Consider the following 26,597-nt stretch of genomic DNA (forward strand, 5'->3'; position numbering starts at 1 on the left):
ATTTAGGCGGCCTCTTTTTCACTACCTTGACTAGCGATTGCGTGTTGTTCCATAATATCAATTGTTGGACGGTCTTTTGCTGAGATGGTTTTACGACCGTACTCGAGTGCTATTTGTGGCATTGCGCCGTTCATGTAAGCCAACAGTGTTTGTTTAACAACAATGTAAATGCGCACTTTTTTATTGCGTACCGTTTTTATTTTTGAGGCAAGAGGGCCAAAGATACCATAAGCGAAAAAAATACCAGCAAAGGTCCCTACAAGAGCAGCTCCAATTAAGTGTCCTAATACTTCTGGCGGTTCACTTATGGCTCCCATAGCTTTAACTACACCTAAAACAGCTGCAACAATTCCAAGAGCTGGAAGAGCATCAGCCATATTTTGCATTGCTTGATAGGGTTTTTGAGAATCGTATGAAATTGTATGAATTTCTTCATCCATTAAAGCTTCAATTTCAAAAGGGCGTGTATTTCCCATGACAATAAGACGGCAATAGTCACAAATAAAATTGGTTAAAGATTCATCTTTTAAGATCAGAGGATATTGCTGGAAAAGCGCAGATTCTTTTGGATTGTCAACATGAGCTTCCATTTCAGATTTTGATTTTGAACGCATTTCCCGCATAAGAACATAGAGTAAACCCAATAGTGATAAAAAATCTTTTTGTTTTGGAACAGCATCTTTCATTGCTTCTATCGTTGCTTGCAATGTGTCTTTAATAGCGGGAATAGGGTTGGAAACAATAAATGTTCCAATAGCTGAGCCTAAAATGATAACAAATTCCCATGGTTGTACTAAAACATCAAGATGACCTCCCATAGCGACATAACCGCCAAGTATGCATCCAAAAATAATTATTAATCCTATAATAACACCCAAGGCTGTGAGCTCCTTATTTTTAATTTTTGTGGAGAAATAAATGTCTATGCTTGTGTAAAACTTACCATTTATTTTCTTAATATTGTATAAAAGTATTACAATATTTTATAAAAGTGTTAAGAGATATAATAATTTAAAAATAAAAAGCATTTTATCTATTAATAAAGACTTGTGAAATATTTCTTACGTTAATAATAAAGTGGTTTTATCATAAGCTTTAGGCAAGTTTTATGCTTTAAATTGGGGCTTGTGTAGAGAGGGGTTTCCTGTGATTAGCACATATACGAGTTATAGAAGTACAATTGATAATATGAAGCAAACGTTTGATAGGCTTTTTCAAAAGCCACAAGTCAAACGTGAGACAGACTATTATGTTAAGCATATTATTGGTGTGAAGTCGGTTGATGATTTTTTGGCAAATGATAAAATCTATAATTATGCTATGAAAGCTTATGGATTGGAAGATATGATTTTTGCTAAAGGCATGATTCGTAAGGTTCTTTCAGATCCTGAGTATGCATCTCAATTAGTAGATAAGCGTTATCAGCAATTTGCAGAGGCATTTAATTTTAGCAAATATGGTGAGAAAGCGACACAAAGAGAGAGTGCAAAAACGGTCACCGTGAATAAATATATGCAACAAACATTAGAAGTTGAAGTAGGCGAAGTTAATGAGGGGACACGTCTTGCTTTGTATTTCACTCGGACTATCGGAGGAATGGTGCAGAATAATGTTCTGACAGAAAAAAATTGGGCTTATCAGATTTTGAGCGATAAGGCTTTATCGGCTGTTATTTTTAAGGCCTTCAATATTTCTGAGAATGTGCTTACGTCGCCAATTGAAGTGCAAAAATCTTTGTTAGAGTCGCGTATGTCACTTAAGGATTTACAAGATCCAAAGAAGTTAGAACACCTCATTGCAAAATTTTCTGCTATGTATGATGTACAAAATCAAACAGTTGTTAATCCTGCTTTAATGATTTTGCAAGGATCAAATGTAGGTAGAGGTTTAGCTTTTTCAAATGAAACAATAATGGCTTTACAATCTTTCAAACAGGGTGGTCTGTAAGTAAGTATTGATAAGATTCAGAAGGGACTAGGTATATGCAAAATCCGATTTATGTGGGTGTTTCAGGCCAAATTGGCTTGGAACGGCGGATGGAGACTATTGCGCAAAATATGGCAAATGTGAATACACCAGGTTTTCAAGCGGGTGGTATGAAGTTTGATACATTATTGTCTTCCGTTGCACATGAACAGGGTGATCGTGTGTTTTTCACAAGTGCTGGCAAGGGATATATTTCCACTGATCGTGGTTCTTTGGTAGAGACGGGTAATGCGCTTGATATTGCTGTAGTAGGCGATTCCTATTTTTCTATGCAAGCATCTTTCGGACAAGTGTATACTCGTGATGGACGAATGATTATGACTCCGGAAGGGGGATTGGTTTCTGTAACAGGGTTACCTTTTTTAGATGAGGGAGGGGCACCAATTCAGCTTAATCCAGCAGGGGGGACACCACGTATTGTAGCTGATGGAAGTATCTATCAAGATAATGCATTCGTTGGGAAAATTGGTTTATTTCAATTTCAGCCAGGTACCCAGTTGCGTTATGGACCGAATTCTTCTGTGATACCTGATAAAGCAGCTTTTCAATCAGAAGGGGGAAGCGGTGATACTGTTGTGCAAGGGTATATTGAAAGTTCGAATGTGAATGGTGTGATAGAGATGACTCGCCTTATTGAAGTAAGCCGTGCTTTTGAACGTGTTGAATCAATGCTTCGTCAGCAAGAAGAAATGCGTTCTAAATCTATTCAAATTTTGAGTGGAAAAGTATAAATATTTGATCATAGAGGCTTTGTATTGAAGAGTATGTATGATGCTAGAGAGTGAAAATAATTTTATGCCAGAAGTTGTTTTAGTTAATGCTACGCCAACAACTGATTCAGTTATAAATTCTTCTCTTGCTGATGCAAAAGATACTGATATTCATGCTGAGGAATCAGATGATACGGTAAATCTTCTCAAAGATGTAACAAATGCTGATTCAAATACTGACATAATTGAGACACCTCCTTCTCCTACTGCTTTAAATCGATTGCTTGATTTTGCAAAACACAAAAACGATCATTATTCTCACCTTGTGAGTCAAGGTGGTGTTATTAGCGATGTAGCACGAGGGACATTAGTTGCACGTGGTTTATCACAGTCTGTCTTATTAGGTGATACAGTATCCGTTGAGTGTGAGTCACAGTTTCTACGAGGTGAAATTATTCGTGTTAATGAAGAAAGCGTTTTAATTAAACCTTATGATGAAACTGTCGTTCCTATGCTTTCTGCTTCTGTTTTTCCAAAAGGTCCTCTTTTTGTTGCTCCAGATCGTTCTTGGTGTGGACGAATTGTTAATGCTTTTGGAGAGGCTATTGATGGCAAGGGAGGATTATCTTCTGGGCCACGAAATATGGCAATTGAGACCTATGCACCTCCAGCACTGAAACGTGCGCGTGTGGGTGCAGGATTACGCACGGGCATTAAGGTTATTGATATTTTCACGCCCCTTTGCTTTGGGCAGCGCATTGGGGTTTTTTCTGGTTCTGGGGTAGGGAAATCGACTCTTTTGTCTATGATGATGCAAGCTGATCATTTTGATACGGTTGTTTTAGCGCTTACAGGAGAGCGTGGCCGTGAAGTGCGTGATATGCTTGATGATGTATTACACGATAAATTACACAAATTGATTGGAGTGATCGCAACGGGTGATGAAAGTCCGATGATGCGCCGTTTAGCCCCAATTATGGCGACAACAATTGCTGAATATTTTTCTTCTTTAGGAGATAATGTTTTGCTTGTTGTCGATTCTGTTACGCGCTATGCGTTAGCAACTCGAGAAATTGCTATTACTGCTCATGAGCCACCTGTTTCACGTGGATTTCCTCCACGCGTTTTTAGTGAATTGCCTCGTTTATTGGAACGTGCAGGTCCCGGCAGGGAAGGAAAAGGATCTATTACGGGTGTTTATGCAGTATTGGTTGATGGTGATGACCATAATGATCCCATTGCTGATACTATTCGTGGGATTTTGGATGGTCATATTGTTCTTGATCGTGCCATTGCTGCACAGGGAAGATTTCCTGCCGTTGATATCCTTTCTTCTATTTCACGTTTGGCATCTCATAACTGGACCCCTGAACAATGTACATTGGTTAAAAATTTGAAAGAGATGATTTTTCGCTACGAAGAAACACGTGATTTACGCGCTATGGGTGCTTATCGTCCAGGGACAGACCATGTTCTTGATCAAGCAGTTTTTTTAGTCCCATCTATTTATGCTGCAATGAAGCAAAGTCCCGATATGGCACTTATCAGTGATCCCTATGAAGAATTAGCTAAGTTATTGAAAAGTCAGTAATAGTTGCTAGCGGTAAAAGGGAGAATTATTTTTCAAGAGATTACATTTTGTTGTGTACAGGCTTGTGTTTGGTTAGTATTTTTTCTTTTCATGGTTTATGATGTATTTAGAGAAGTTTGAAAGAGGCAACATAGGGTGTTTAGAAAGCTTGATCGGTTTTCTATAAATCTAATAAATTAAGAGTATGTTTGCAAAGTTCTATGTGAATCTGTTGATAGAAAAAGGAATACTGTTTGAAAAGATTTCTCTCCCATTGCTGATAAACCGTATAGATTAATTTTGAGTTAAGCCTTCATAAACAAGATAAGTTTTTTCTTGGTTGAGTTGTGAAAATTTCTTCTTATCAAAGAAATGAAGGGTAGCATCGCGATGATTAAGTGTGATGCGTATATTGTTTATCAAATCAGGAAGTTAATTCATTCATGGCAGTTAATATTTTGTTATTATGATTGATAAAAGTAAGGTGTTGTAAAGACATCTATAGTGCGGGGCTGGGTATGATTTCATTTTCTTGTAGATTTAAAATGCGAAAGCAAGTCTCGCACAAGTTTTCTTTATTATGATGATTTGAAGTAAAAAGGGTAAGAATTATGGATTCGGTTAATTTTTTTGAGATGGCAAATAAACAAGCAAATTGGTTATCTGTTCGCCAAAAGGCAATTGCGAGTAATGTCGCGAATGCAAATACACCGGGGTATAAAGCCCGTGATGTAGAGGACTTTACAGCCGTTTTACAAAATAAAACGATTTCTATGGCTGTGACGAATGTTCATCATATGGATATAACCGAAAATGGTATGGAAACGCATATTATCCGCCCTGAAAATGTTATGGAAGTTACGCATTCAGGTAATGATGTCAATTTAGAAGAAGAAATGCGTAAAGGAGGGGATGTTAGTCGCGAAATATCTCTTAATACTGCTATTGTAAAAGCTTTTCATCGAATGACAATGGCAACAGTTAGAGGAGGAGCTTAAAGATGTCTGATCGTCTTATTGCAGCAGAACAAATTGCTACAACCGGTTTGAGTGCTCAGTCAACACGTTTGCGTGTTATTGCTGAAAATTTAGCCAATGCGAATTCAACGGGAAAATCTCCAGGTGCTCGACCTTATCAGCGCAAAACAGTGAGCTTTGAAGCGACGCTTAATCCTTACCTTGATGCACAAGGTGTACATGTAACACGGATTAGCACTGATAAAGCGCCTTTTATTATGCGTTATGAACCAGGTCATTTGGCTGCTGATAGTAATGGTTATGTGAAATATCCTAATGTGAATTCGATTATAGAAATGGCAGATATGCGTGAAGCAAATCGCTCATATGAAGCAAATTTACAAGTAATTCGCCAAGCACGCGATTTAATCTCACAAACGATTGATTTATTAAAAGGATAAGCTGTTTTATCACCTTAATTAATAGGTTTTATTTTGAATTTTGTAGGAGCATATAAAATGATTGAAGCATTTACTTCTGTTGTATCACACAATACCCTTGATTCTTTGGGGCAAGCCAGCAAACAAATGAGTAGTCTTAATGGGCAGCAAATCTTGTCTGGTGTAGTAGGAAACAATGTCAGTTTTGATCAGGTTTTATCTGAGGTTGTAGAAGTTGTTGGTACAAAATTACAAACAGCAGAAAGTCTTTCCATAGATAGAATCTCTGGAAGTGATGTTGGTGTGCGCGAAGTTGTAAATTCGGTAATGGAAGCTGAACGGTCTTTAAGTACAGCTATTGCTCTCCGTGACAAGCTTGTACAAGCATATCTTGAAGTAAGTCGGATGCAAATTTAGCATGAGCACGATAGTGTTTAGAAAAGTATAGGAAAAAATTATGGTCATGAAATCACTGTCAATTGCGGCAACAGGTATGGCTGCCCAGCAAACTAATCTTGATGTTATTGCTAATAATATGGCGAATATTAACACGACGGGTTTCAAGCGTGGGCGTGCAGAATTTGCAGATTTGATGTATGTTGCAGATCGTGCAGTTGGTGTTCCTAATATGCTTAATCAAGCTGTTATACCTGAAGGAGCAATGATTGGGATGGGTGTGCGTACTGCTGCTGTTCGTACGATTAATACCCAGGGGGCTTTTGTGCAAACTGGTAATGCCTTAGATCTCGCTATTAATGGAAATGGTTGGTTTGAAATACAAGATCCCAATGGCAATGTTTTTTATACTCGTTCAGGTGCTTTTAATTTAAGTGAAACAGGGCAGATAGTAACATTGGAGGGCAATTTAGTGCAGCCTGTTATTACTATTCCTATAGGGAGCAAAAATGTCACAGTCAGCCCTGATGGGACAGTTTATTATCAAACGGATACAGATCCTAATGCTGTGGAAGCGGGACGGTTTCGTTTAGTTAATTTTGTCAATGAGGTTGGTCTAGAGCCAATAGGGGATAATCTTTTCCGTGAGACGCAAGCTTCTGGTGCACCGGTTCCAGGAGATCCAAAGGAGGATGGATATGGCAGCATTATGCAAGCAATGCTTGAAGCTTCTAATGTTGATCCAGTCAAAGAAATGACAGAGCTTATTGCAGCACAGCGTTCTTATGAAATGAATTCTAAAGTAATTCAAGCATCAGATGAAATGGCAGCAGTTGTTTCTAAAAATCTGAGGTAAATGGTATGAAAAATTTTTCGCTTTTTCTCATAAGTTTTTTTCTCTCGTTTTTTTTATTAACAGCAGCTTATGCTGATCGGATTGGTTTTCTGGTTCCTGATAAGTCTATTTATGCTGGTCAACGTGTAAGTGATATGGGTTTAAGCGAAAAGCATTTTTTTATTAAATCTGATGCAGCCTCCTTGTATGTGACGGATATGAAACAAATTCTTCACAAAGTAGCAAAACGTACCTTAACAGCAGGTCGGCCTATTCCTCTTTCTTCTTTAGGAGATCCAGTTTTGGTCGAGCGTGGTCAGGCAACAAAGTTGATTTTCCAAACACATAATTTGCAAATTACAGCTCTAGGAGTTGTTTTACAGTCGGGATCTTCTGGTGATGTCATTCGTGTTCGCAATTCCGATTCAGGGCGTGTGGTTACGGGAACCGTTTTGCAAAATGGTGATGTAAGAGTAGGTTTTTAATGATTATGCGTTTTTTTGCTTGTTTCTTGTCTTTTTGGATTCTCTTTATTCCAGCATTTGCAGATGAAGGCGGGAAAAATGTTGAACAATATAACTCTACAGTGGAAGCTGATGCTGCCTGGTTGGGGTCGGGCGGTCATCCTGCACAAATGCATTATTCAGATTTAGCGCGTTCGAGTGCAGTAGCTCGTTTAAAAGATATTGCGATTATCCAAGGTGTTCGTTCTAATCAATTAGTGGGTTATGGTTTGGTGATTGGTTTAAATGGTACTGGTGACTCTTTACGAAACGCACCTTTTACAGAACAATCTATGCGAGCTATGCTGGATAATTTAGGAATTAGCCCTCCTGCGGGTGCATCGCGTGTTAATAATATAGCTGCTGTTATTGTAACTGCTGAAATGATGCCTTTTGCAACTCCAGGATCACGGATTGATGTAACGGTTTCTTCTTTGGGGGATGCAACATCTTTACAAGGGGGCACATTAGTGATGACACCGCTCCTTGGAGCAGATGGTAAAACTTATGCGGTGGCACAAGGCAATATGGTTATTTCCGGTTTTGGGGCTAAGGGAGCTGCAGAAAGTGTAACTCAAGGTGTGCCTACATCGGGTCGTATTCCAAATGGTGCACTTGTAGAACGCAAGATTGATGGAAATTTCAACCATAGTAACGAGATTATTATAGAGTTACGGAATTCGGATTTTTCGACAGCAGTCCGTATGTCTGATCTCATTAATATTTTTGCTAATAAGCGTTATAAACAAAGTGTTGCTAGAGAGCGTGATGCGAAAACTATTGTTTTAAACAAACCGCGTAATATTTCAATCGCACGCTTTATTGCTGACATTGAAGGATTACCTATTCCTACTGATGAGGTGGCGCGTGTAGTTGTTGATGAACGTACAGGAACTGTTGTTATTGGTGAAAAAGTACGTGTTTCACGTGTTGCTATTTCACATGGTAGCTTAACAGTACGTGTGACGGAGGAACCGAGTGTTTCACAGCCTAATCCTTTTAGTGAAACAGGTGATACAATTGTGGTTCCGAGAACATCAATTGATGTTGATCAGCCACTCTCTAATATTGGTATTTTGAATGGCGTCGATTTAGATAGTCTTGTTAAAGGGTTAAATCAAATTGGTGTCAAACCAACAGCAATTATAGCAGTTCTGCAGGCAATTAAAACCTCAGGTGCTCTTCATGCGGAGCTTGTTGTCCAATGATAAAATTACGTTTTTATGTTTTTTCTTTATTTATAGTAATATTTATGGCTTTTCCGGTTGGGAGGGGATATGTGAAAAATGCACCTGTGCCAATTCCTGCACCAAATAAGATTGCTTCATCTATAGAAAATGTAGAATCTATAGAAAATGTAGAACAGTCACCAGTTTCTACTGAAGTGCCTAAACAAAAAATTGAAACTGTATCCCATCAGTCAGTTCAGCCGAAGGAGGCAATAGAGACTGAGGTAGATACGAAAGCTCCTATTGTTTCATTGATACAAGAGAAGTCTGGAGGAAGATCTGAGGGGATATCTGGAGTAAGTACAGAAGAAATAGAGCGTTTTTGTAGCAATATTGGGAGTCAGGCTGCAGATGCGCGTTTTCAGTTACAACGCAAACAATTACAAGAATTACGTGATCAAATTAGTGAACGTGTGAAAATTTTAGAAGAAAAGCAGAACGAATATCAAATTTGGCTTAATAAACGCAATGAGTTTTTATCAATGGCAGAGAGTTCTTTAGTTGAAATTATTACGAAAATGCGTCCTGACGCTGCAGCTGCTCAATTGGCTTTGATGAATGATCTTGTTGCAGCTTCGCTTGTACTTAAGCTGAGTCCTAAAGTGTCGAGTGCTATTATGAATGAATTACCGCCTGAAAAATCAGCGGAATTAACTCAAATATTAGTGAGTGCACAACAAGCATCAACAAAAAAGAAATAAATGCAATATGCGATAGAAGTAAAGATAGTATAATTATGCAAGTAAAACAGATAAAAAGTACAAATAAATACTCTTCTTTCTTATATTTAATAATTGGTTTGACTACCATGTCTATAATATTAGCCAGTTGTTCTTATAATGTAAAAGATTTTAATTCAGCACCAAATTTTTCACCGGTTCGTGCTGATTTAGGATATGCTTCTTCGCATGCAGCAAGTATTTATCCACCAGCACCGAGTGAAAGTCGATATTCGCTTTATCGTTCAAGCGCTAGTAGCTTTTATCGGGATCCGCGTGCAATGAAGCCAGGTGATGTATTGACCGTGCAAATTTTCATTAATGATCGTGCTAGTTTAAACAATAAAAGTGATTTAAAGCGTGATTCTAATTCCAAATATACAATTGGAGCCGGATATTCATTTATGGACAAGTTAGCTGGTAGTATTGAAGGTGGCTCATCGAGTCAGTCTAAAGGGGATACTAAGGTAGAACGACAAGAAAATATTCGTTTGTCTATTGCAGCTATTGTAACAGATGTTTTGCCAAATGGTAATTTGGTCATTAATGGTTCACAGGAAGTTCGGGTTAATAATGAATTGCGTATTCTCAATATTGTAGGATTAGTTCGTCCACGTGATATTTCAGGCAATAATATGATTGATTATGATAAAATTGCTGAAGCGCGCATTTCATATGGAGGCCGTGGACGTATGAGTGAAATACAACAACCTCCTTATGGTCAGCAATTACTCAATCAGATTGCGCCTTTTTAGAGAATGAATATATAATTAATTTTATTGTTCATTATCAAAAAATAGAAACTTATCAAAAGTAACTTTTAATTACATTGTTTATGTGACAAGATTTATGTGACAGGGAATTTTTATGGCAGAAGAGTCGAAAAAAGAAGAAAACATTGTGCAACGGGAAAGTAGCATAAAAGTTTTTCTGATTGTTGGATTTGTTTTGACATTGGTTGCTGCTGTTTCTGGGTGGTTTTTAGGAGCATGGGTGAGTCGGGAGATGGCGCCAACTTCTAGTAATTTAAAAGAGTTACCAATGACTAAAACTCCAGAGAATCTTATTGCTGCTGATTCCCATATTGTTACTTTGCCCCCTATTTTAACTAATATTGCAGTACCAGAAAATGCTTGGATTCGAATGGAAGTCTCTTTAGTTATTAAGCCTGATGAGAATATTGAAGCTACACTGACAGCTGATATATCAAATGATTTTTTAGCATTTTTGCGACAAGTTACAATCGATCAGGTTAAAGGGCCGTCAGGGTTAATGAATTTGCGTGCTGATCTTTTAGATCGTGCCAGAGTTCGTTCCGGTAATAAAGTAAGTAATATTTTGATTTCAAGTTTGGTAGTAGAATCATGAAGCGGCTTGGCGGTTTTGTATTGATGATATTTTTGTTAGCAACAACAGTTGCTTTTGCGCAAAAAACAGGTGCTGAGAATGCTAGTGGTATTGCTGGATTATTTTCTTATCCTGAAGGTTCAATTAGTGGACGGATAGTCCAACTTTTCGGCCTATTGACTATTTTATCAGTAGCTCCTGGTTTATTGATCATGGTTACCAGTTTTACTCGTTTTGCCATTGCTTTTTCACTGTTGCGAACAGGTTTAGGATTACAAACAACGCCTTCCAATCTTGTGATGATCTCATTAGCTTTGTTTATGTCCTTTTATGTAATGGCTCCGACATTTAATACGGCATGGGAGGAGGGGGTCCAGCCTTTAGTAAATAATAAAATCAGTGAACAACAAGCGATAGAAAAAATTAGTCAGCCCTTTCGAGAATTTATGATATCGCAGGTCCGTGAGAAAGATCTTGACTTGTTTGTTAATCTCTCTGATTCTTCTCTTCAAGTTAAAACAGGTTCTGATATTGATTTTCGAGTTTTAGTTCCTGCTTTTATGATTTCTGAATTACGTCGTGGGTTTGAAATAGGCTTCCTTATTGTTCTTCCTTTTTTAGTGATAGATCTTGTCGTGGCTACGTTGACAATGTCAATGGGAATGATGATGTTGCCACCAACGGTTATTTCTCTACCATTTAAAATTCTATTTTTTGTATTAGTTGATGGATGGAATTTATTAGTTGGAAGCTTAATAAGATCTTTTTAAAGTTATATTTAAGCTTATAAATTAGTTTTATTGTATTAATTATTTTTAATAAAATTAATAGAATTATAATTTATTCCTACTAGATATGATATTAGTTTCTTTTATAAGATACTATATATATTTTAATAGGATATATTTGAAAAAAATATTATAATTTATAAATTCTTGTTGAATATTTAGCGTTTGAAATTATAAGACTAATTAAGAACACATTGTAAGCTATTAAATAGGCCGTACTCATTATTAGTTAACTTTATACTATATCGCTAACAGTATAAACTTTGTTTAAGTTTTCCATTTATTATAACTAAGTATAAATATAGACTATATTCATCTTATAATAATTTTGCTTGTAAATATTATATTCAAATAAAATAGTTGGGATAGAAACAATCGCACCTAAATTTTCAGTAGAAGATTACCAGCATTGTTCTCTGTGAATTCAGGTCCAGAAAAATCTGATGCACATAAACAACAGTCTCCGTTAATAAAAATTCATTATGATGCTAAAATCAAAATAAATCAATAGTCAATAATGATTTAAATACTTGAATTTATTTGTGATTTATTAAGAACATTATCAATATCTCTCATGCTTCAGTGAAAATGATAACCAAGATTGATAACTTTACATATAATATTTTTTGTTGCATATAAAATCCGTTTTAAATTTTATAGTTTAATGGTAGGGTAGATTATGCACAAAATGCTACATATAATCTTTACGTTTTTGAGTTTTTTCTTATTGAATGTGTTTTACGTTTTGGCTGAAGTTAATAGCAATCCCAGTGTAGTAAATGATAGATTTTCAGGGGTACCTATTATTGCAATCAAACCAAAGGATGCGCCTGTTGTTATTAATGGAGGAACATTTAAGGCAGTTTCTGTAGGGATTTTGGCTAATGATATTAGAGCATTTAGTGCTACAGGAATTGATATACAGGCAGGTATTGCAGGTATAATACCTGGAGGTGCAACTGAAGTGCATTTAAAAGATTCAGTTATAAATATTAAGAATCCTGATGGACAAATAAGTAAGGGGTATGGTATTTTTTTTGGATATGATAAGACGTCCTCTAATAGTAACAAGAGTTTCGTTGCTCCAAGTCTTGTAGATCTTACCAATACAAAAATTTTATTTAGCGAAGTAGGTATTATAGCATTTCAATCAGGTATTGTGTCACTTAAAAATTCAGAAATTCGTTCTAATATTTTATTAGGAAGTTATGCTAGTGATAAAGAGGTTTTACCTTCCGTTAACATGTTGAGAGTTTCTGCAAGTCATTCTATTCTAGAAGGTTCAGCACAAGCTGAAGGAGTGCAATATTCATTTTTAACTCTTAAAGACGATTCAAAATGGATCATACCAGTTAATTTTAATATTAGTGAAGAAAAACTGAGTGCAAAGGAGCAACAAGAATCTGTTCTGCATATGCTTACACTTAATAATAGTGCTATTATATTTGATCAAAAAGGTAGTGGTATTTACCAAACTTTACGCATAGAAGATCTCAAACAAAGTGAGATGGGACATTATATAGCAGTTGGTAATGTTAATATTCATTTTAATATGGGGGTGAGCAGTTCTGATGAAAACGGTTCTAATAAATACGGTTCTGATAAACTTATAATCACCGGAACTGATGTATTCGGTACTACTAAAGTTCATATTAATTACGTTGAAGATCAGAATGTAGAGGAAAACCGTAGTGCAACACGTGTTACTAAAAATGCAGTTATTTTGCCAAAGGAAGGAGTTACGATTATTGAGGTTCGTGGTGGATCTGCAAATAAAAAGTCCTTCCAATTAGTTCATGGTTATACTGTATTTAATAGCTTGCCTTATAGGTATGTTCTTAATAGTAAAAGAGAAACTTCTGGTATTTGGAAATTCAATTTGTCAAATGGATATGTTGATGCCCAATCACAAGTGAAAGCCCTTGTACCACAAATGGCTAGTTATGTGGTTATGCCGAATGCTTTATTTTCTGCTGGTTTCTCTGATATCAGTAATCAGAATGGTATATTAGCTGATGTGCAGGAAACGTTAAATGTTGCAGGTAAAAAGACGAGTTCTGTCTTTTTATCTTCTTATGGTAATGCAAAAACTTTTTCATCTATTCGTAATCCGTTGCAATATGGTTATGGTGCGGATATACGTTATGCTGCTCTACAAACTGGTGCTGTGTTAGGTTCTTTTGAAAATGCAAATACGGTTACCTGTGTCGGTATGTTAGGAACTTATGGTCAATTATCTTTTACGCCAAAAGATATGGAAGATTCTGCTAAAAGTACTCTTGATAAGTGGTCCATTTCAGTTTTCGGTAATATGCAGCATGATAACAATTCGTATATGAATGCGCTCTTTTCTTATGGTATCTTGAAAGGGCATATTAAGACTGCTGTTGTCGATAATGTAGCAAAACTTGATGATAAAAAGATATTAAGTGTATCTGCAACTGTCGGTCACAAATTAGCAACTGGTAATAAAAGTGTATCTTTTGAACCGCAGGCGCAAATTGTTTATCAACGTTTGATGTTTGATACTATTTTAGATAGCGATAATCTTGAAGTTAATATGAAGGATCCTCATCAATGGTTAATGCGTGTAGGTGGTCGTTTAACCAAAACGCTTCCTGTTGTTGAAAAGAATAGTTTCATTGCTTTCTATGGAAAAATGAATGTTATAAAGACTCTTAGTTTTAGCGATACCATAGAAGTTGGTGATACTTTTTATCTTGATTCTATGGGCTCTGCTATTGAGGGTGGTTTAGGTGTTAATGTGCAGTTAACTAACAATATTTTTGTACATGGTGATGCTAGTTATCAGCAAAGGTTATCAAAAACTGGTATGTCTGGGGCATCTTTTTCCGGAAAGCTGCAGTATCGTTTTTGATAGGTTAATGCGACTTTAGTAAAGAGGTAATGTACTTTATTTTCTTCTTTATGTATAAATCTTTATTCTTCTTAGAGCTTTGTGGCCTTCAGAAGCGTCCCAAAAGGTAGACTTTGATAATAAAGATCATTTATGATTTCATACTCTTTCTTTCCGCATTCATTTAATAGTGCTTTTATCTCTTGATGAAAAAGCGGATAGAAAGAGAGCTTTCGGGGATGAAGAGAATATAGGTTTCGTGAATAGAATTATTATAAAAAAGGGCAGTATTTATACTGCCCTTTTTGTTGAAGTTAATATCAGTATTGTTTTAGAAACGGTAACGTATTCCACCTGAGAAAGAGGTTGCTGATATACCTGCTTTTTGAAGTTTGTGTTGGTGACTGACGTCACCATGCAATCCCAATTTTTTATTTAATTGTGCATTAATTCCTACACCACCTTCAACAGAAGTTCCCATAGGGTCAAGATGGAAATTATCCGCAACCTGTATTGTATCACCATCACCAAAAGCGTTGATCATGTTCAGTTTTCCATAAAGGGAAATGATATGACCGTTTTCTGCTGCAGTGACAGTTTTGGTTAAACGTCCACCAATACGAACCAACCATTGGTTAGGATTATTCATATCGATTTCAAGATCATTACCATCTGAAATATTATCAAACATCAAGCGCTGATAAGCAAGTTGTGCTTGTGGTTCAAAGACTAACCCTTCAACACCAGTTGCAAATTGTTGACCAATAGTTGCAGAGGCGCTCAATGTGTTGACGTCATCCAATTTTGCAATGTTACCAATATCAGCAACTTTAATGTTTCCTTTCACAACGCCATAGGAAAAGAGTGTATCAAGGTACAAGCCATTCCGATGATGTATACTACCGAAAGCTGAAATTGACCACTTATCAAGTGTACTCTTGGCAGCGCCTTCCATGTCTTTTGGAGTGAAAGATACTTGTCCATAAGAGCCTAACAAGCCGAAATTTGTTGTGGTATTTTGATTTTCCAGAACACCTAACGCGACCCCTAATTGTAGAGCACTGTAGCGAAGATCAGCTCCATAACCATATTCCATAGCAGTATGTTTGGATGATAAAGTTGCTGTATTGCCATAAGAAGATAAGAAGAAAGCATTTTTCTTATTGTTATCATTTTCCAATGACATAGCCCGGAGATTGGATAAGGATGCATTTTGCTGATTGATATCAGAGAAACCAGCAGAGAATAAAACATTTGGCATCACCAAATAACTGGCCATTTGTGGGACCAGAGCTTTCACCTTTGATTTAGGGTCAAGATAGGCATTTTGCAAACGGAAATCCCAATATGATTGGCCATCACCAAACAGACTTTGATTTTCACTTTTACTAGAATTCTCAGGACCGTAGGCATTAAGAGTGTATTTATAAGGAGAATTATTTATTGTGGTATAGCCATTTGCCAATTTAAAGGAGTCTTTATTTGCTTCTCCAGAAACTTGGACGAGTGAGAGACCATTTTCATTTGCAGGAACAGAAGCATTTTCTTCTGGTTTCTTCTTTCCCTTGATACTGTTGACATAGATTGTCGTTGTTCCTGAAGCATCACCATTAATTACAAGTCGATCTGTTTTTTGATCTTTTGTTTTAAGTCCGCTACTCCATTCAGTGTTGAAGTAAATTTTTGCATCGCCTTTCGCATTATAGACTTTTTTCGCATCGTTTGGAAGAGCAGGTTGTGCTGGATCAACTTCTGGTATTGCTGGTCCTACATGTAATATCTGATATTGACCATCTGTTGGTTTGTCAAAAACAATGGCACTGTTATCGAGATTAAGCGTAGAAACAGTAGAGTGTGATCTTTGAGAAATATCAAGCAATGCTCCATCTTCATCTGCACCTTCTTCTTTTTCTTCTTTACTGATTTTAAGCGTCCATACTGTACCATTGGTCAGATTAAAGACTGTTTTAGCCTTATCTTCAGTTCTAACACCACCTTCTAAGATTGAATGATCTGCATCGAGTGTAAGAGATGCTTCCTTGTCATCTTTAGAAGTGTATTTTAATAAAAGATCAGCACGTATTTCTGAATTTTTGAGTTTGATAGCATCTTTTCCAGATTTGTCTCCAAGAATACCTACACCTTTTTCAACGGTAAGTTTTGTATTCGTGAAATTAACATTATTTTGTTGATCACCATTCTCATCTTTAAGTTCTAGGCCATTTTTAGCAGCTGTTGCAGAAACATTGGAAATATCAATTTTTGCACCGTTTTCTACAACGAATGCAACCTCGTGCGCATCAATTGTACCACCTGTCATTTTAACAACTGCTTCTTTCCCAGATACAGAAAGACCAGTGCCTTCTTTAGATTGAATGGAAACATTTTCTAAAGAAACTGTGCTTCCTTTGGCTTTAAATCCAGACCCTTTGACAACGCTAATTTTTGTATCTTTTAGTTTGTTTTTATTATTTTTACTGTCTACAAAAGTAACACCGTCTTTTTCTGCTTTAATAGAACCGCCGGTCATATTTAATATTGCTTTATCCTCTATTTCAATACCAATGTTATCTGAAGAGATTTCTACATCATTTAATGTAACGCTAGTCCCTTTTCCAGAAGCAACAACTGCTTTCCCAGGAGCATTCTCATAAACGCCATCCTTTTTTATTGTAATAGAACCACCATTTGCTACAATTGCGGCACCTTCTTCTATTCTAAGGCCTTCTTTTTTTGAAGTAATGTCCACATCGCTTAATGTAACGGTTGTACCTTTATCCTTAGCTTGTACAGCAGTTTCATCGGCCTCAATAGAGCCACCTTTCATCGTGAATTTAGCTCCATCTGTTAAATCAATACCTGTCGTTTTTGAAGTAATCTTTACATCGCCTAGTGTAATAGTTGTATCTTTACCTTTAACTCTTACGGCAGTGTCACTGACATCAATGGTACCACTTTCCATTGTGATTGTACCACCATCACCCGCAGAAAGACCAAAATCAAGATCTTTAATAGTTGTTGTGCCTTTTAGAATAATTTTACTGTTCGACCCTCTAGCTGTTGCGCCGGTTCCTCGTTTCTTAGCATTGCCAATTAGTGTTAAATCTTCACCTGTGATTGTACCACCTGTTTTTCCATCATTTCTATCTTTATCGCCAGTACCTTCAGCTCCGTCAATTTCTTCTTTTTTATCACCTACGTAAAGAGCACTTTTTTCTAATTCCGAAGCTTCATAAGTTTTGCCTTTACCGGCATCCCTAAAGGCGCCATTAATTATAGAGATGCTTTTCTCATCATCAGCTGCAGCAGCAACATTAAAATGAGCACCAAACAAAATTATAGCAGCCGCAGCTGTACATGATAGAAGATAATTTTTACACATAAAGATTGTCCTAACTTATAAAACCCAAAATATCCCCCCCGCTTATAAGAAGGATATTGAATCGATAATTCCTATTGGATGAAGTAAATTATTTTTCCTTATATGTAAAGATAAAAATTATTTTATATTAAAGATAAATAATATTTATTATTTATATACATAATGTATTATATATTATTATTAACAATACATAATGTATTAAATTATTCTTTTAATAAAGAGCTCATTTTTCATATTTATATTTAAAATGAATGCTAAAACAATAACATAATATTATCTTTAATCTTTCTAGTATAGAGGATTATTATAAGCTCAATTTAAAATACTGATAAGTTTTCTATTTTTATAAAAATGATGGATATAGTTAAGAATAACTAATCAAAGAAATAAAATATAATGGAGACTTAATATTTGGGCCTCTTTTAAAAAGAGGGAAGCGAAATAAAATAAAAAGGGCAGTATTTTATACTGCCCTTTTTATTGAAACTAATATCAGTATTGTTTTAGAAACGGTAACGTATTCCACCTGAGAGAGAGGTTGCTGATATACCTGCTTTTTGAAGTTTGTGTTGGTGGCTGACATCGCCATACAGTCCAATCTTTTTACTCAATTGCGCATTAATTCCTACCCCACCTTCAACAGAAGCTCCCATAGAATCAAGATTGAAATTATCGATAACTTGTATTGTATTTCTATCAGCAAAAGTTTTGATCACATTTAGTTTTCCATAAAAAGAAATAATATGAGCGTTTTCTGCTGCGGTGACAGTTTTGTTTAAACGTCCACCAATACGAACCAACCATCGGTTAGGATCATTCATATCGATTTCAAGATTATTACCATCTGAAATATTATCAAATATCAAGCGCTGATAAGCAAGTTGTGCTTGTGGTTCAAAGACTAACCCTTCAACACCAGTTGCAAATTGTTGACCAATAGTTGCAGAGGCGCTCAATGTGTTGACGTCATCCAATTTTGCAATGTTACCAATATCAGCAACTTTAATGTTTCCTTTCACAACGCCATAGGAAAAGAGTGTATCAAGGTACAAGCCATTCCGATGATGTATACTACCGAAAGCTGAAATTGACCACTTATCAAGTGTACTCTTGGCAGCGCCTTCCATGTCTTTTGGAGTGAAAGATACTTGTCCATAAGAGCCTAACAAGCCGAAATTTGTTGTGGTATTTTGATTTTCCAGAACACCTAACGCGACCCCTAATTGTAGAGCACTGTAGCGAAGATCAGCTCCATAACCATATTCCATAGCAGTATGTTTGGATGATAAAGTTGCTGTATTGCCATAAGAAGATAAGAAGAAAGCATTTTTCTTATTGTTATCATTTTCCAATGACATAGCCCGGAGATTGGATAAGGATGCATTTTGCTGATTGATATCAGAGAAACCAGCAGAGAATAAAACATTTGGCATCACCAAATAACTGGCCATTTGTGGGACCAGAGCTTTCACCTTTGATTTAGGGTCAAGATAGGCATTTCGCAAACGGAAATCCCAATATGGCTGATATAGAGCAAACATACTTTGATTATGGTTATGACGAGAATGCTCAGGAGCATAGGCAATAAGAATATATTTATAAGGATAATTATTTATTGTGGTATAGCCATTTGCCAATTTAAAGGAGTCTTTATTTGCTATTCCAGAAACTTGGATGAGTGAGATACCACTTTTATTATAGATAAGTGGGGTACCACTTCTATCAGGAATAGGAGCACTTTTTGGTTTCTTCTTTCCCTTGATACTGTTGACATAAATTGTCGTTGTTCCTGAAACATTACCATTAATTACAAGTTGGTCTGTTTCTTGATCTCTTATTGCAAGCGCGCTACTATATTTTGTATTGAAGTGAATTTTTGCATTGCCTGTTGCATTATAGACTTTTGATAAGGAAGGCGTACTTTGTTGAGATACACTTCTCTCTTCATTTCGCTCTGTAGCTGGTAAGGGGCCTACATATAATATCTGATATTGATCATCTGTTGGTTTGTCAAAAATAATGGTACTGTCATTGAGATTAATGGTAGAAAAAGTGGAGCGTAGTTGATCAGTAACAGGTAAATCCTGATTTGCATTTTGCTCTTCTCCCTCTGTTTCCCTTTTATTAATTTTGAGTGTCCATACTGTACCATTATTCAGATTAAGGGCTGTGTTCTCATTTTCTGTAGGTATGGAACCACTCTGTGAAGCAGCATATAAAGAATTACCACTTAAAAAATGAAAGAATACAGTACTTATGAGTGTATACCGCAATAGGTAATTTTTGTACATTCTGAAGGACCTCTAAAAAAGTTTACGATTTTCAATAAAATTACCAGCGATTACCGGCGATTACCAGCGATTATATGGCAAGAATATGTCTACATGATGGCGCAATGTATTATGCACAGTATTATTGTATTATGCACAGTATTATTATGTGTTATTTAGAATAGATAAAGATGGCATGATAGCGAAATATTACCTTTAAATAAATCTATGATATAAGCATATCATGGGTTTTCTATCAAAAACAGGCATCATTTTCACGCAAGTTTTGTTTTTTATGATTTAAGCAGTAGGAGTAGGAAAACAGTTGTTTAACAGCTGTTTTCTTTGTTTTACGCGAGATTGTCTTTTCAATAATAATGGTGCAAATCTATGCTTGATAAATTTTTGGCTTTTCTTTCTTCTTCTGGAAATGCGCTTCATAAACTAGGAGTAAAGCGCCTTATTGCGCTTGGTATGGTTGGATTAACTTTGTTTGGAACAATTTTGTTTTCTAGCTTTTATTTAACGCGTCCTATTTATGAAATACTTTATGTTGGTCTTTCACGTGATGATGTGAATCGAATGGGAATGGCGTTGGGTGAAGCAGGGATTGCTTTTGATGTTTCTTCTGATGGTAGTACTGTTCAGGTTCCTGTGGGGCAAGCAGAGCAAGCACGAATGTTCCTTGCCGAAAAAGGACTACCAACATCAAATAATGCTGGATATGAATTGTTCGATAATATGGGATCTTTAGGGCTTACGTCTTTTATGCAAGAAATTACACGCCAACGTGCTTTAGAAGGTGAAATCGCACGGACGATTCAAGCTGTACAAGGTGTAAAGGCAGCACGTGTCCATATTGTTTTACCAGATAAAGGATCATTTCGTAAGGCTAACCAGAAGCCTACTGCTTCTGTTGTAATTCGCACTAATAGTGGTTTTGCAGTTGAATTTGCTCAGTCTATTCGTCAATTAGTAGCGGCAGCTGTTCCTTCACTTGAAGCAAGCTCAGTGACAGTAATGGACACACGTGGACAGTTGCTTGCATCTGGAGTGGATGCAATGAATGGAGCTTCGATGATGATGGCATCTCTTGAGCAACAGGTTGCTTCGCAAATTGATGCGAATATTCGTAAACAATTGGTTCCTTATCTTGGTCTTGATCATTTTCAAACTAGTGTACAAGTTGTTTTAGATACAGATCGTCGTCAGACAAATGAGACCGTTTTTGATCCAGAGTCACAGGTTGTGCGTTCCGTGCGTTCCGTGCGTGATCAAGCTGATAGCCAAAATAACCGTAATAGTGATGCTGTCGGCGTAGAACAAAATATTCCGCAAGAAGAAATTGCTAATGGTGGTGGAGAAAGATCAACCGATAAAAAAGATCGCCGTGAAGAGATTACTAATTATGAAATTAACTCTAAGACTATTTCTACAGTTAGTGATGGTTATAGTGTGAAGAAATTAGCTGTTGCTATCGTGGTAGATCGTGCGCGTTTGGTTCTTCCAGATGGTACAAAACCAACCTCTGAAAATGCTCTTAATGATGAAGTAAATCGTATTCAGCAGATGGTGGCAACGGCGGCGGGACTTGATCCAAAACGCGGAGATATCATTAATGTTACAGCCGTCGATTTCGTTGGTAATTCTGAGGCTGATATGGCACCTGTTCAAGAGCCTCTTTGGAAATCATTGTCACGTTATACATCTGGTTTGATCAATGGAGTTGCTTTAGTAATTGCTGTTTTCTTGATTTTATTCTTAGGGGTACGTCCTTTGATGCGGGAAATGCGGGAAGGAAAAAAGGCACTTGAAAATAGTGAAAATGCTGTAGCTGGTCTTGGAAATATACCTGCTTTAGAACACCAATATCAAGATAATGCAGAATTTGGTGGCGTTACAGGCACAAATAATGATACACTTCACAATTTACGCAATCGTATGCGTGTTCCACCACAGAATCGTCTTGAGCAAATGATTGCAATGGATGAAGAACGTTTTGCTGGAGTTTTGCGTGAATGGGTCCATGATACTGACACAACTGTGGCTGTATAGATTTGTAAAGTGAAACGTTAAATGGAAGTGATAAATAGAATGGAACAAACAGGTGGAAAATTTGAAAAACAGGTAAGTCTTCCCTTATCTTCTTTTCTGAGTGATTTTTCATCCCGCTACATTTCTGCTGAAGATATAGAGGTTTTGCCTTCTGATGATGAAAGCGAACTCATGTATAATAATGAGAAGCAGAAAGACTGTTCATTATCTGATACTAAACCTTCAGAAGAATATATGGAAGAAATATTATCTTTCCCTTCTGAAGGGGTTGTTGATGTTGAAGTAGCTCGAAAGGAAGCTTTTGATCAAGCTGTGCAAGAGGTAACAGAAAAATTGCAAAAACAGTTTGAAGAAGAAAAGAAATGTTTGGAAGAAGAGCATGCAAAAGCTATTGAAGCGGCTAAACAAAGTATGGTTGAATCGCTAGGAGCCAATGTACAGCGTCAATTAACAAAAGAATTTTCTGATTTGCGTCAAGAAATTTCTCGAGAGATTGCACAGGTTCTTTCCGTATTTATTGGTGAAAAAATTACAGAAGAAGCACTTCAGGAATTTGCTACAAAAATATTAGATCAGGCTCTTTCTGCAGGGAAACCTTTAGTTCTTGAGGGGAATGAAAAATTATTTGAACAGCTCAAAAAACAGCGTGATTTTGATTCATCTCAATTTGAATTTCAACCGACCAAAAGTACAGAGTTACGTTTACATCGTGGTGAAATGGTTATTGCTACACAGCTTACTCCATTGCTGACGACGTTGAAGGAGTTGATACAATGAAATCTGAAGACCAACAATCTTCTTCTGAAATTATTATTGTTCGTCGTGGGCAACATGGAGATCATGATGATCATCATGGTGGTGTTTGGAAAATTGCTTATGCTGATTTTATGACAGCAATGATGGCGCTTTTTCTCGTCTTGTGGCTTGTTAACGTCCAGGATGATGAGACAAAGGAAGCCATCGCAAACTATTTTAATCCAATCAAACTTGTAGATCCCCAAACAAGTAATCGGGGTATTCAACACAAAGATATTGAACAAGATAAAAAAAGTTCTCTTGATCAAGAGCGTAGAGATGATGATCAGTCAGAAAAGTCAAATGCTATGGAGGAAGCAGAGTTAATGCATAATCCTTATCCTGGATTGGAAAAAATTGTTCAATCAGAACACCACGCAAAAAATCCTTCCGAGCAGCAGTTTGAAAAAGGGGATCTTGTAGGGCAGGGAGTTGGTGATTCTCAAGAAAATTTACAACTAGGAACAGAGCATCATGATCCTTTTTCTCCGCATTATTGGAGAGAAAATATTGATTTTTCTCAAAAAAGAAAAGACCAAAAGCAAAAAACGTTGGTAAAAGAATCTATACAAGAAAATAATTCTTCTGAGAATTCTCGTGCTCTTGCACAAGAATTAACGGATTTTATAGAGGGGGAAAACAGCAATATATTGGCTCATGTGAAGCCGATTAAAGAAGGCGTTATGATTGAATTAATGGATCAGCCAAAATATGAAATGTTTAAAGTTGGCTTATCTGTTCCAACAGCGCGGACTATTGATTTAATTAGTAGTATGGCAGGAATTATTGCGAAATATCAAGGAGATGTCGTGATTAGTGGGCATACTGATGCACGTGCTTATCGTAGTGCTGTTTATGATAATTGGCAACTTTCAACAGCACGTGCACAGATGGCTTATTATATGTTGGTGCGTGGTGGCTTTGATGAGAAACGAATTTTGCGTGTTGAAGGTTATGCAGATCGGGATTTGAAAAATAAAAAGGATCCATATGCCGCTGAAAACCGGCGTATATCTATTTTTATACGAGATCCAAAGACTGAAGAAGTACAGGAAAAATCGACAGTAGAGAAGTCTTCTTCGCAAAAGATTATACAAGACAAGTCAGTTCTTGAAAAGGAAAAAACACCATGATTATGAAAAAGGCATACTCTGTCTATTTTTTATCTTTTGTGGTCTTTATTCAAGGAATTTTTATACAAGAGGGTAGAGCTTTTTTACAAAAGATAGAAAGAGATTCTCAGGACATTTTTGTCGCACAGGTAGAGCGTGAAATTAAAGAGCCCTCTATGTTATCAAAAACTATTGTCTCTGAGCCAGTACATCTTGTGCGTTCTTTACAAAATTTACAAGATAAAATTATATCAGGACAAGAGGAAGAACTGCAAAAACAACTGCAACTTTTGGGAGAAATTGGCGATAAATTTTTAACTTTTGATGCTAGTGTTTGGAAAGATAAGAACAATCTTTATGCTTTATTGATTTATCTTTTTAATGGTGGAAATCCTCGAGTAGTGCAAAGCATTTTAGAGAAATATGGAAAGGGAGTGATTTCAGAGAATGTAATGGATGGTGCTTTGGCTTATGCATCTCATAAAAAAACTACTTTTTTAAAGACATATACACAATTAACTGAAGAAGATATTCGATCTATTCCTCCTGCTTTATTTGCGTCTGTTGTACTTTCTACGGTTGTTAATATCATAGAAAAAGATCCTGCTTTAGCTTTGAAACAATTAGATCAAGTAAGGCTTTTTGCTCCGGGAACTTTATTTGAAGAGGGTGCTATTCGTCGAGAATTAAAAGTTGCATCAATGCTTGGTGAGATAGATCTTTTGGCTTTATTAATTCGTCATTATGTGCATCGTTTTTGGAAATCACCTTATGCTTATGACTTTTGGCATGAGTTTATTCCTGCTGTATTGCGGCTTGATGAAAAATTAAGTATTGATCAATTGGAAGCATTGCTTGCTTATGCACCGACAAAGGTGCAGTTTATGGCATATATGGCAGTGAGCCGTGCTGCGTTAATTGATGCACGTATGGAAAAAGCAAAACTCAGTGCTCAGAAAGCTTTGACATTAGCACATGAAATCGGTGTAGATGATACATCTGTGCGTTTGTATTACGCTATGAGTCTTTCTGGTTCAATCGCTGCACAAGAAGCTCTACAGATGATACAAAATATCATCTACAAAGATTTATCAGAGAAAGATCGTTTTTTATTTATTGCTGCACAAGCTGTTGCGCAAAGAGTCGTTTCTTTTCCATTGGATGTTCTGAAAGAGAAAAACACACAAATTGCATCACAACCGCAAAGTCATAAAGAATTGAAGTTAACCTTAGAAAAAGATGATAAACAAAAAAATACAGCATCTCTTATAGAAGCAGAAATGAAGCAATTTATTCAACATACACAAGAAAAGATAAATGAAATCGACCAATTATTAGGATACAAAAATGATGATAAGCGCTGATGGATTGTGCGGTTTTCTTTCTGTACAAATGGCTACAATAAATAAAACTACAGCAGATAAAGTTGCAGTTCAATCAGAAGATTGTGCGGATAATCAATTACCTAAAACATTTGATACGTTACTTAAACAAAGTAAATTTGAGCAAGATAAAAATTTTCATGAAGATTCTTCGCTTATACATAGGGTGAAAGAAGCTTTAGAAGAATCCGTAAAACAGACAATTCTAGATGAGGGTGCAGAGTATTTAAATAAAGGACAGGATCCTTTAGCTAAAGTTATAGAGTCGGAAATATCAGAAGAAATTGTGGAACAAAATGTAATTAAAGCTTTTGAGAAAAAATTGCAAAAAGCCAAGCATGGTTATCTTGGTAATAAAGAAAATATGTCTTTTCAAAATTTTTTGAATCCACTTTATTTGGCACAGAGGTTTGTAAAGCAAGAAAAAATTGGAGAAAAAATTAGTGAACATGTAAAACATGGGAGCATTACAGCTTCTATAAATGGTGATGTACAAAATCAGTGGGTTGCAGATATTCAAAAAGAATGTGCTATTGAAGACAAGGTTCAAATTAAAGCAGTTGACAAACATTTTCTCACACACCCAAAAATGCCACAGTATAGTATACAAAATTTTGCACATGAAAGTGAATCCTTGACACTACGTGTGGGGATGGAGATAGAAAGAACTCAATCTCTCAAGAATTTAGAAATAGGCAATAGGCTTATTCTTCAAGAAGAAAAACCTGATTTTATGATGCAGTTAAGTGGTGTTGATATTACGTGTAATAAAAAAGTTGGGGATGTAAGGATTTTGCATTTAAAACTTACACCTGTGGAGCTTGGGACAGTTGATGCTAAAGTGAGAATGACTGCGCAAGGGCTTCATATTGAATTATGTACTCAACATCGCGAAACAGCGCGCCTTTTAATCAGCAATCAGCAGATGTTATCATATGTTTTAGAAAAGGCACATGTTCATGATAGTGGTCATTTATTAATTAGTATTGTAGATAAAAGTTCTCAAGTTATTCAACAAAATCAATCTTTGCAAATGGAGCAAAGATTAGAGCAAGATAATAGTGGACAGCATTTTAATGGTCAACGTCAAGCGTTTGGTGATAATGAACAGAATGGAAAAAATGAATCAAAGCAATTTTTCAAGCAATTTCCGTTATCAGATGCAACATTTTTGGATATTCCTTTTGAAGATATTTCTTCACGCATTTCTTATCGGTTGGTCGTCTAGCATTATAGTATTGAATTACGCGGTAGCTGAGAATGTT

General features: G+C 36.3%; 22 protein-coding genes. 19 read left to right on the forward strand and 3 right to left on the reverse strand.

Annotated features, from left to right (window positions below; genetic code table 11):
* Positions 1 to 2: 2 nt before the first annotated feature.
* Positions 3 to 878: a flagellar motor stator protein MotA gene (motA, locus tag O99_RS05710; RefSeq protein ID WP_035007128.1), complete on the reverse strand. Its 876-nt coding sequence runs from the start codon at positions 876 to 878 to the stop codon at positions 3 to 5.
* A gap of 268 nt (positions 879 to 1,146) precedes the next feature.
* On the opposite strand from motA, the gene O99_RS05715 reads away from it, so the two are divergent.
* From O99_RS05715 to O99_RS05780, 14 genes are all read left to right on the forward strand, one after another.
* Positions 1,147 to 1,947 carry a DUF1217 domain-containing protein gene (locus tag O99_RS05715; protein WP_035007130.1) on the forward strand — a complete coding sequence of 267 codons (801 nt, stop codon included), beginning with the start codon at positions 1,147 to 1,149 and terminating at the stop codon, positions 1,945 to 1,947.
* Between the two features lie 35 nt (positions 1,948 to 1,982).
* Entirely contained in the window at positions 1,983 to 2,717 is a 735-nt protein-coding gene (gene flgF, locus O99_RS05720) for a flagellar basal-body rod protein FlgF (RefSeq protein ID WP_035007133.1), read from the forward strand.
* A 40-nt stretch (positions 2,718 to 2,757) separates the two neighbouring features.
* Positions 2,758 to 4,287 carry a FliI/YscN family ATPase gene (locus tag O99_RS05725; protein WP_153574817.1) on the forward strand — a complete coding sequence of 510 codons (1,530 nt, stop codon included), beginning with the start codon at positions 2,758 to 2,760 and terminating at the stop codon, positions 4,285 to 4,287.
* Between the two features lie 590 nt (positions 4,288 to 4,877).
* Positions 4,878 to 5,264: a flagellar basal body rod protein FlgB gene (flgB, locus tag O99_RS05730; RefSeq protein WP_035007135.1), complete on the forward strand. Its 387-nt coding sequence runs from the start codon at positions 4,878 to 4,880 to the stop codon at positions 5,262 to 5,264.
* Positions 5,265 to 5,266: 2 nt separating this feature from the next.
* Positions 5,267 to 5,683, forward strand: coding sequence for a flagellar basal body rod protein FlgC (gene flgC / locus O99_RS05735; protein WP_035007137.1), 417 nt, complete (start codon positions 5,267 to 5,269; stop codon positions 5,681 to 5,683).
* 57 nt (positions 5,684 to 5,740) lie between these two features.
* Positions 5,741 to 6,079 carry a flagellar hook-basal body complex protein FliE gene (locus O99_RS05740; RefSeq protein ID WP_035007138.1) on the forward strand — a complete coding sequence of 113 codons (339 nt, stop codon included), beginning with the start codon at positions 5,741 to 5,743 and terminating at the stop codon, positions 6,077 to 6,079.
* 46 nt (positions 6,080 to 6,125) lie between these two features.
* Positions 6,126 to 6,914, forward strand: coding sequence for a flagellar basal-body rod protein FlgG (gene flgG / locus O99_RS05745; protein WP_035007411.1), 789 nt, complete (start codon positions 6,126 to 6,128; stop codon positions 6,912 to 6,914).
* Positions 6,915 to 6,919: 5 nt separating this feature from the next.
* A complete protein-coding gene (gene flgA, locus O99_RS05750; RefSeq protein ID WP_035007140.1) occupies positions 6,920 to 7,378 on the forward strand; it encodes a flagellar basal body P-ring formation chaperone FlgA in 459 nt (152 codons plus the stop codon).
* Positions 7,378 to 8,604 carry a flagellar basal body P-ring protein FlgI gene (locus O99_RS05755; RefSeq protein ID WP_035007141.1) on the forward strand — a complete coding sequence of 409 codons (1,227 nt, stop codon included), beginning with the start codon at positions 7,378 to 7,380 and terminating at the stop codon, positions 8,602 to 8,604. The genes flgA and O99_RS05755 overlap by 1 nt, the downstream gene beginning before the upstream one ends.
* Before the next feature lie 44 nt (positions 8,605 to 8,648).
* Positions 8,649 to 9,326 carry a MotE family protein gene (locus O99_RS05760; RefSeq protein WP_235692229.1) on the forward strand — a complete coding sequence of 226 codons (678 nt, stop codon included), beginning with the start codon at positions 8,649 to 8,651 and terminating at the stop codon, positions 9,324 to 9,326.
* Between the two features lie 107 nt (positions 9,327 to 9,433).
* Positions 9,434 to 10,099, forward strand: a complete 666-nt coding sequence (gene flgH / locus O99_RS05765; RefSeq protein WP_035007412.1) for a flagellar basal body L-ring protein FlgH — start codon at positions 9,434 to 9,436, stop codon at positions 10,097 to 10,099.
* 112 nt (positions 10,100 to 10,211) lie between these two features.
* Positions 10,212 to 10,712: a flagellar basal body-associated FliL family protein gene (locus tag O99_RS05770; RefSeq protein WP_035007143.1), complete on the forward strand. Its 501-nt coding sequence runs from the start codon at positions 10,212 to 10,214 to the stop codon at positions 10,710 to 10,712.
* A complete protein-coding gene (fliP, locus tag O99_RS05775) occupies positions 10,709 to 11,461 on the forward strand; it encodes a flagellar type III secretion system pore protein FliP (RefSeq protein WP_035007145.1) in 753 nt (250 codons plus the stop codon). The genes O99_RS05770 and fliP overlap by 4 nt, the downstream gene beginning before the upstream one ends.
* Before the next feature lie 751 nt (positions 11,462 to 12,212).
* Complete coding sequence (locus tag O99_RS05780) at positions 12,213 to 14,357, forward strand: autotransporter outer membrane beta-barrel domain-containing protein (protein ID WP_051668873.1); 2,145 nt, start codon at positions 12,213 to 12,215, stop codon at positions 14,355 to 14,357.
* Between the two features lie 310 nt (positions 14,358 to 14,667).
* Here O99_RS05780 and O99_RS05785 read toward each other — a convergent pair whose 3' ends face one another.
* Positions 14,668 to 17,718, reverse strand: coding sequence for an autotransporter family protein (locus O99_RS05785; RefSeq protein WP_035007147.1), 3,051 nt, complete (start codon positions 17,716 to 17,718; stop codon positions 14,668 to 14,670).
* A 503-nt stretch (positions 17,719 to 18,221) separates the two neighbouring features.
* Complete coding sequence (locus tag O99_RS05790) at positions 18,222 to 20,009, reverse strand: autotransporter outer membrane beta-barrel domain-containing protein (RefSeq protein ID WP_051668874.1); 1,788 nt, start codon at positions 20,007 to 20,009, stop codon at positions 18,222 to 18,224.
* A gap of 369 nt (positions 20,010 to 20,378) precedes the next feature.
* Between O99_RS05790 and fliF the strand changes: the two genes are divergently transcribed.
* Genes fliF through fliK form a run of 5 tightly spaced genes read left to right on the forward strand, consistent with a single transcriptional unit; the run spans position 20,379 to position 26,560 of the window.
* Positions 20,379 to 22,043 (forward strand): flagellar basal-body MS-ring/collar protein FliF, encoded by a 1,665-nt coding sequence (gene fliF / locus O99_RS05795; RefSeq protein ID WP_035007148.1) that lies wholly within the window; start codon positions 20,379 to 20,381, stop codon positions 22,041 to 22,043.
* A 21-nt stretch (positions 22,044 to 22,064) separates the two neighbouring features.
* A complete protein-coding gene (locus O99_RS05800; RefSeq protein WP_035007149.1) occupies positions 22,065 to 22,820 on the forward strand; it encodes a hypothetical protein in 756 nt (251 codons plus the stop codon).
* Positions 22,817 to 23,971, forward strand: coding sequence for a flagellar motor protein MotB (locus O99_RS05805; RefSeq protein WP_035007151.1), 1,155 nt, complete (start codon positions 22,817 to 22,819; stop codon positions 23,969 to 23,971). The genes O99_RS05800 and O99_RS05805 overlap by 4 nt, the downstream gene beginning before the upstream one ends.
* Positions 23,972 to 23,973: 2 nt before the next feature.
* A complete protein-coding gene (locus tag O99_RS05810; RefSeq protein ID WP_051668884.1) occupies positions 23,974 to 25,314 on the forward strand; it encodes a chemotaxis protein in 1,341 nt (446 codons plus the stop codon).
* Positions 25,298 to 26,560, forward strand: coding sequence for a flagellar hook-length control protein FliK (gene fliK / locus O99_RS05815; protein ID WP_035007154.1), 1,263 nt, complete (start codon positions 25,298 to 25,300; stop codon positions 26,558 to 26,560). The genes O99_RS05810 and fliK overlap by 17 nt, the downstream gene beginning before the upstream one ends.
* The last annotated feature ends 37 nt before the right edge of the window (positions 26,561 to 26,597 follow it).

Origin of the sequence: Bartonella rochalimae ATCC BAA-1498 (assembly GCF_000706645.1) — a bacterium.
Taxonomy (GTDB): Bacteria; Pseudomonadota; Alphaproteobacteria; order Rhizobiales; family Rhizobiaceae; genus Bartonella; species Bartonella rochalimae.

What these genes read in the sequence shown, in the direction of transcription:
- flgF (WP_035007133.1), top strand. Translation starts at nt 1,983, where the DNA reads ATGCAAAATCCGATTTATGTGGGTGTTTCAGGCCAAATTGGCTTGGAA.
- O99_RS05725 (WP_153574817.1), top strand. Translation starts at nt 2,758, where the DNA reads ATGCTAGAGAGTGAAAATAATTTTATGCCAGAAGTTGTTTTAGTTAAT.
- flgB (WP_035007135.1), top strand. Translation starts at nt 4,878, where the DNA reads ATGGATTCGGTTAATTTTTTTGAGATGGCAAATAAACAAGCAAATTGG.
- flgC (WP_035007137.1), top strand. Translation starts at nt 5,267, where the DNA reads ATGTCTGATCGTCTTATTGCAGCAGAACAAATTGCTACAACCGGTTTG.
- O99_RS05740 (WP_035007138.1), top strand. Translation starts at nt 5,741, where the DNA reads ATGATTGAAGCATTTACTTCTGTTGTATCACACAATACCCTTGATTCT.
- flgG (WP_035007411.1), top strand. Translation starts at nt 6,126, where the DNA reads ATGAAATCACTGTCAATTGCGGCAACAGGTATGGCTGCCCAGCAAACT.
- flgA (WP_035007140.1), top strand. Translation starts at nt 6,920, where the DNA reads ATGAAAAATTTTTCGCTTTTTCTCATAAGTTTTTTTCTCTCGTTTTTT.
- O99_RS05755 (WP_035007141.1), top strand. Translation starts at nt 7,378, where the DNA reads ATGATTATGCGTTTTTTTGCTTGTTTCTTGTCTTTTTGGATTCTCTTT.
- O99_RS05760 (WP_235692229.1), top strand. Translation starts at nt 8,649, where the DNA reads ATGGCTTTTCCGGTTGGGAGGGGATATGTGAAAAATGCACCTGTGCCA.
- flgH (WP_035007412.1), top strand. Translation starts at nt 9,434, where the DNA reads ATGTCTATAATATTAGCCAGTTGTTCTTATAATGTAAAAGATTTTAAT.
- O99_RS05770 (WP_035007143.1), top strand. Translation starts at nt 10,212, where the DNA reads ATGGCAGAAGAGTCGAAAAAAGAAGAAAACATTGTGCAACGGGAAAGT.
- fliP (WP_035007145.1), top strand. Translation starts at nt 10,709, where the DNA reads ATGAAGCGGCTTGGCGGTTTTGTATTGATGATATTTTTGTTAGCAACA.
- O99_RS05785 (WP_035007147.1), bottom strand. Translation starts at nt 17,718, where the DNA reads ATGTGTAAAAATTATCTTCTATCATGTACAGCTGCGGCTGCTATAATT.
- O99_RS05790 (WP_051668874.1), bottom strand. Translation starts at nt 20,009, where the DNA reads ATGTACAAAAATTACCTATTGCGGTATACACTCATAAGTACTGTATTC.
- fliF (WP_035007148.1), top strand. Translation starts at nt 20,379, where the DNA reads ATGCTTGATAAATTTTTGGCTTTTCTTTCTTCTTCTGGAAATGCGCTT.
- O99_RS05800 (WP_035007149.1), top strand. Translation starts at nt 22,065, where the DNA reads ATGGAAGTGATAAATAGAATGGAACAAACAGGTGGAAAATTTGAAAAA.
- O99_RS05805 (WP_035007151.1), top strand. Translation starts at nt 22,817, where the DNA reads ATGAAATCTGAAGACCAACAATCTTCTTCTGAAATTATTATTGTTCGT.
- O99_RS05810 (WP_051668884.1), top strand. Translation starts at nt 23,974, where the DNA reads ATGAAAAAGGCATACTCTGTCTATTTTTTATCTTTTGTGGTCTTTATT.
- fliK (WP_035007154.1), top strand. Translation starts at nt 25,298, where the DNA reads ATGATGATAAGCGCTGATGGATTGTGCGGTTTTCTTTCTGTACAAATG.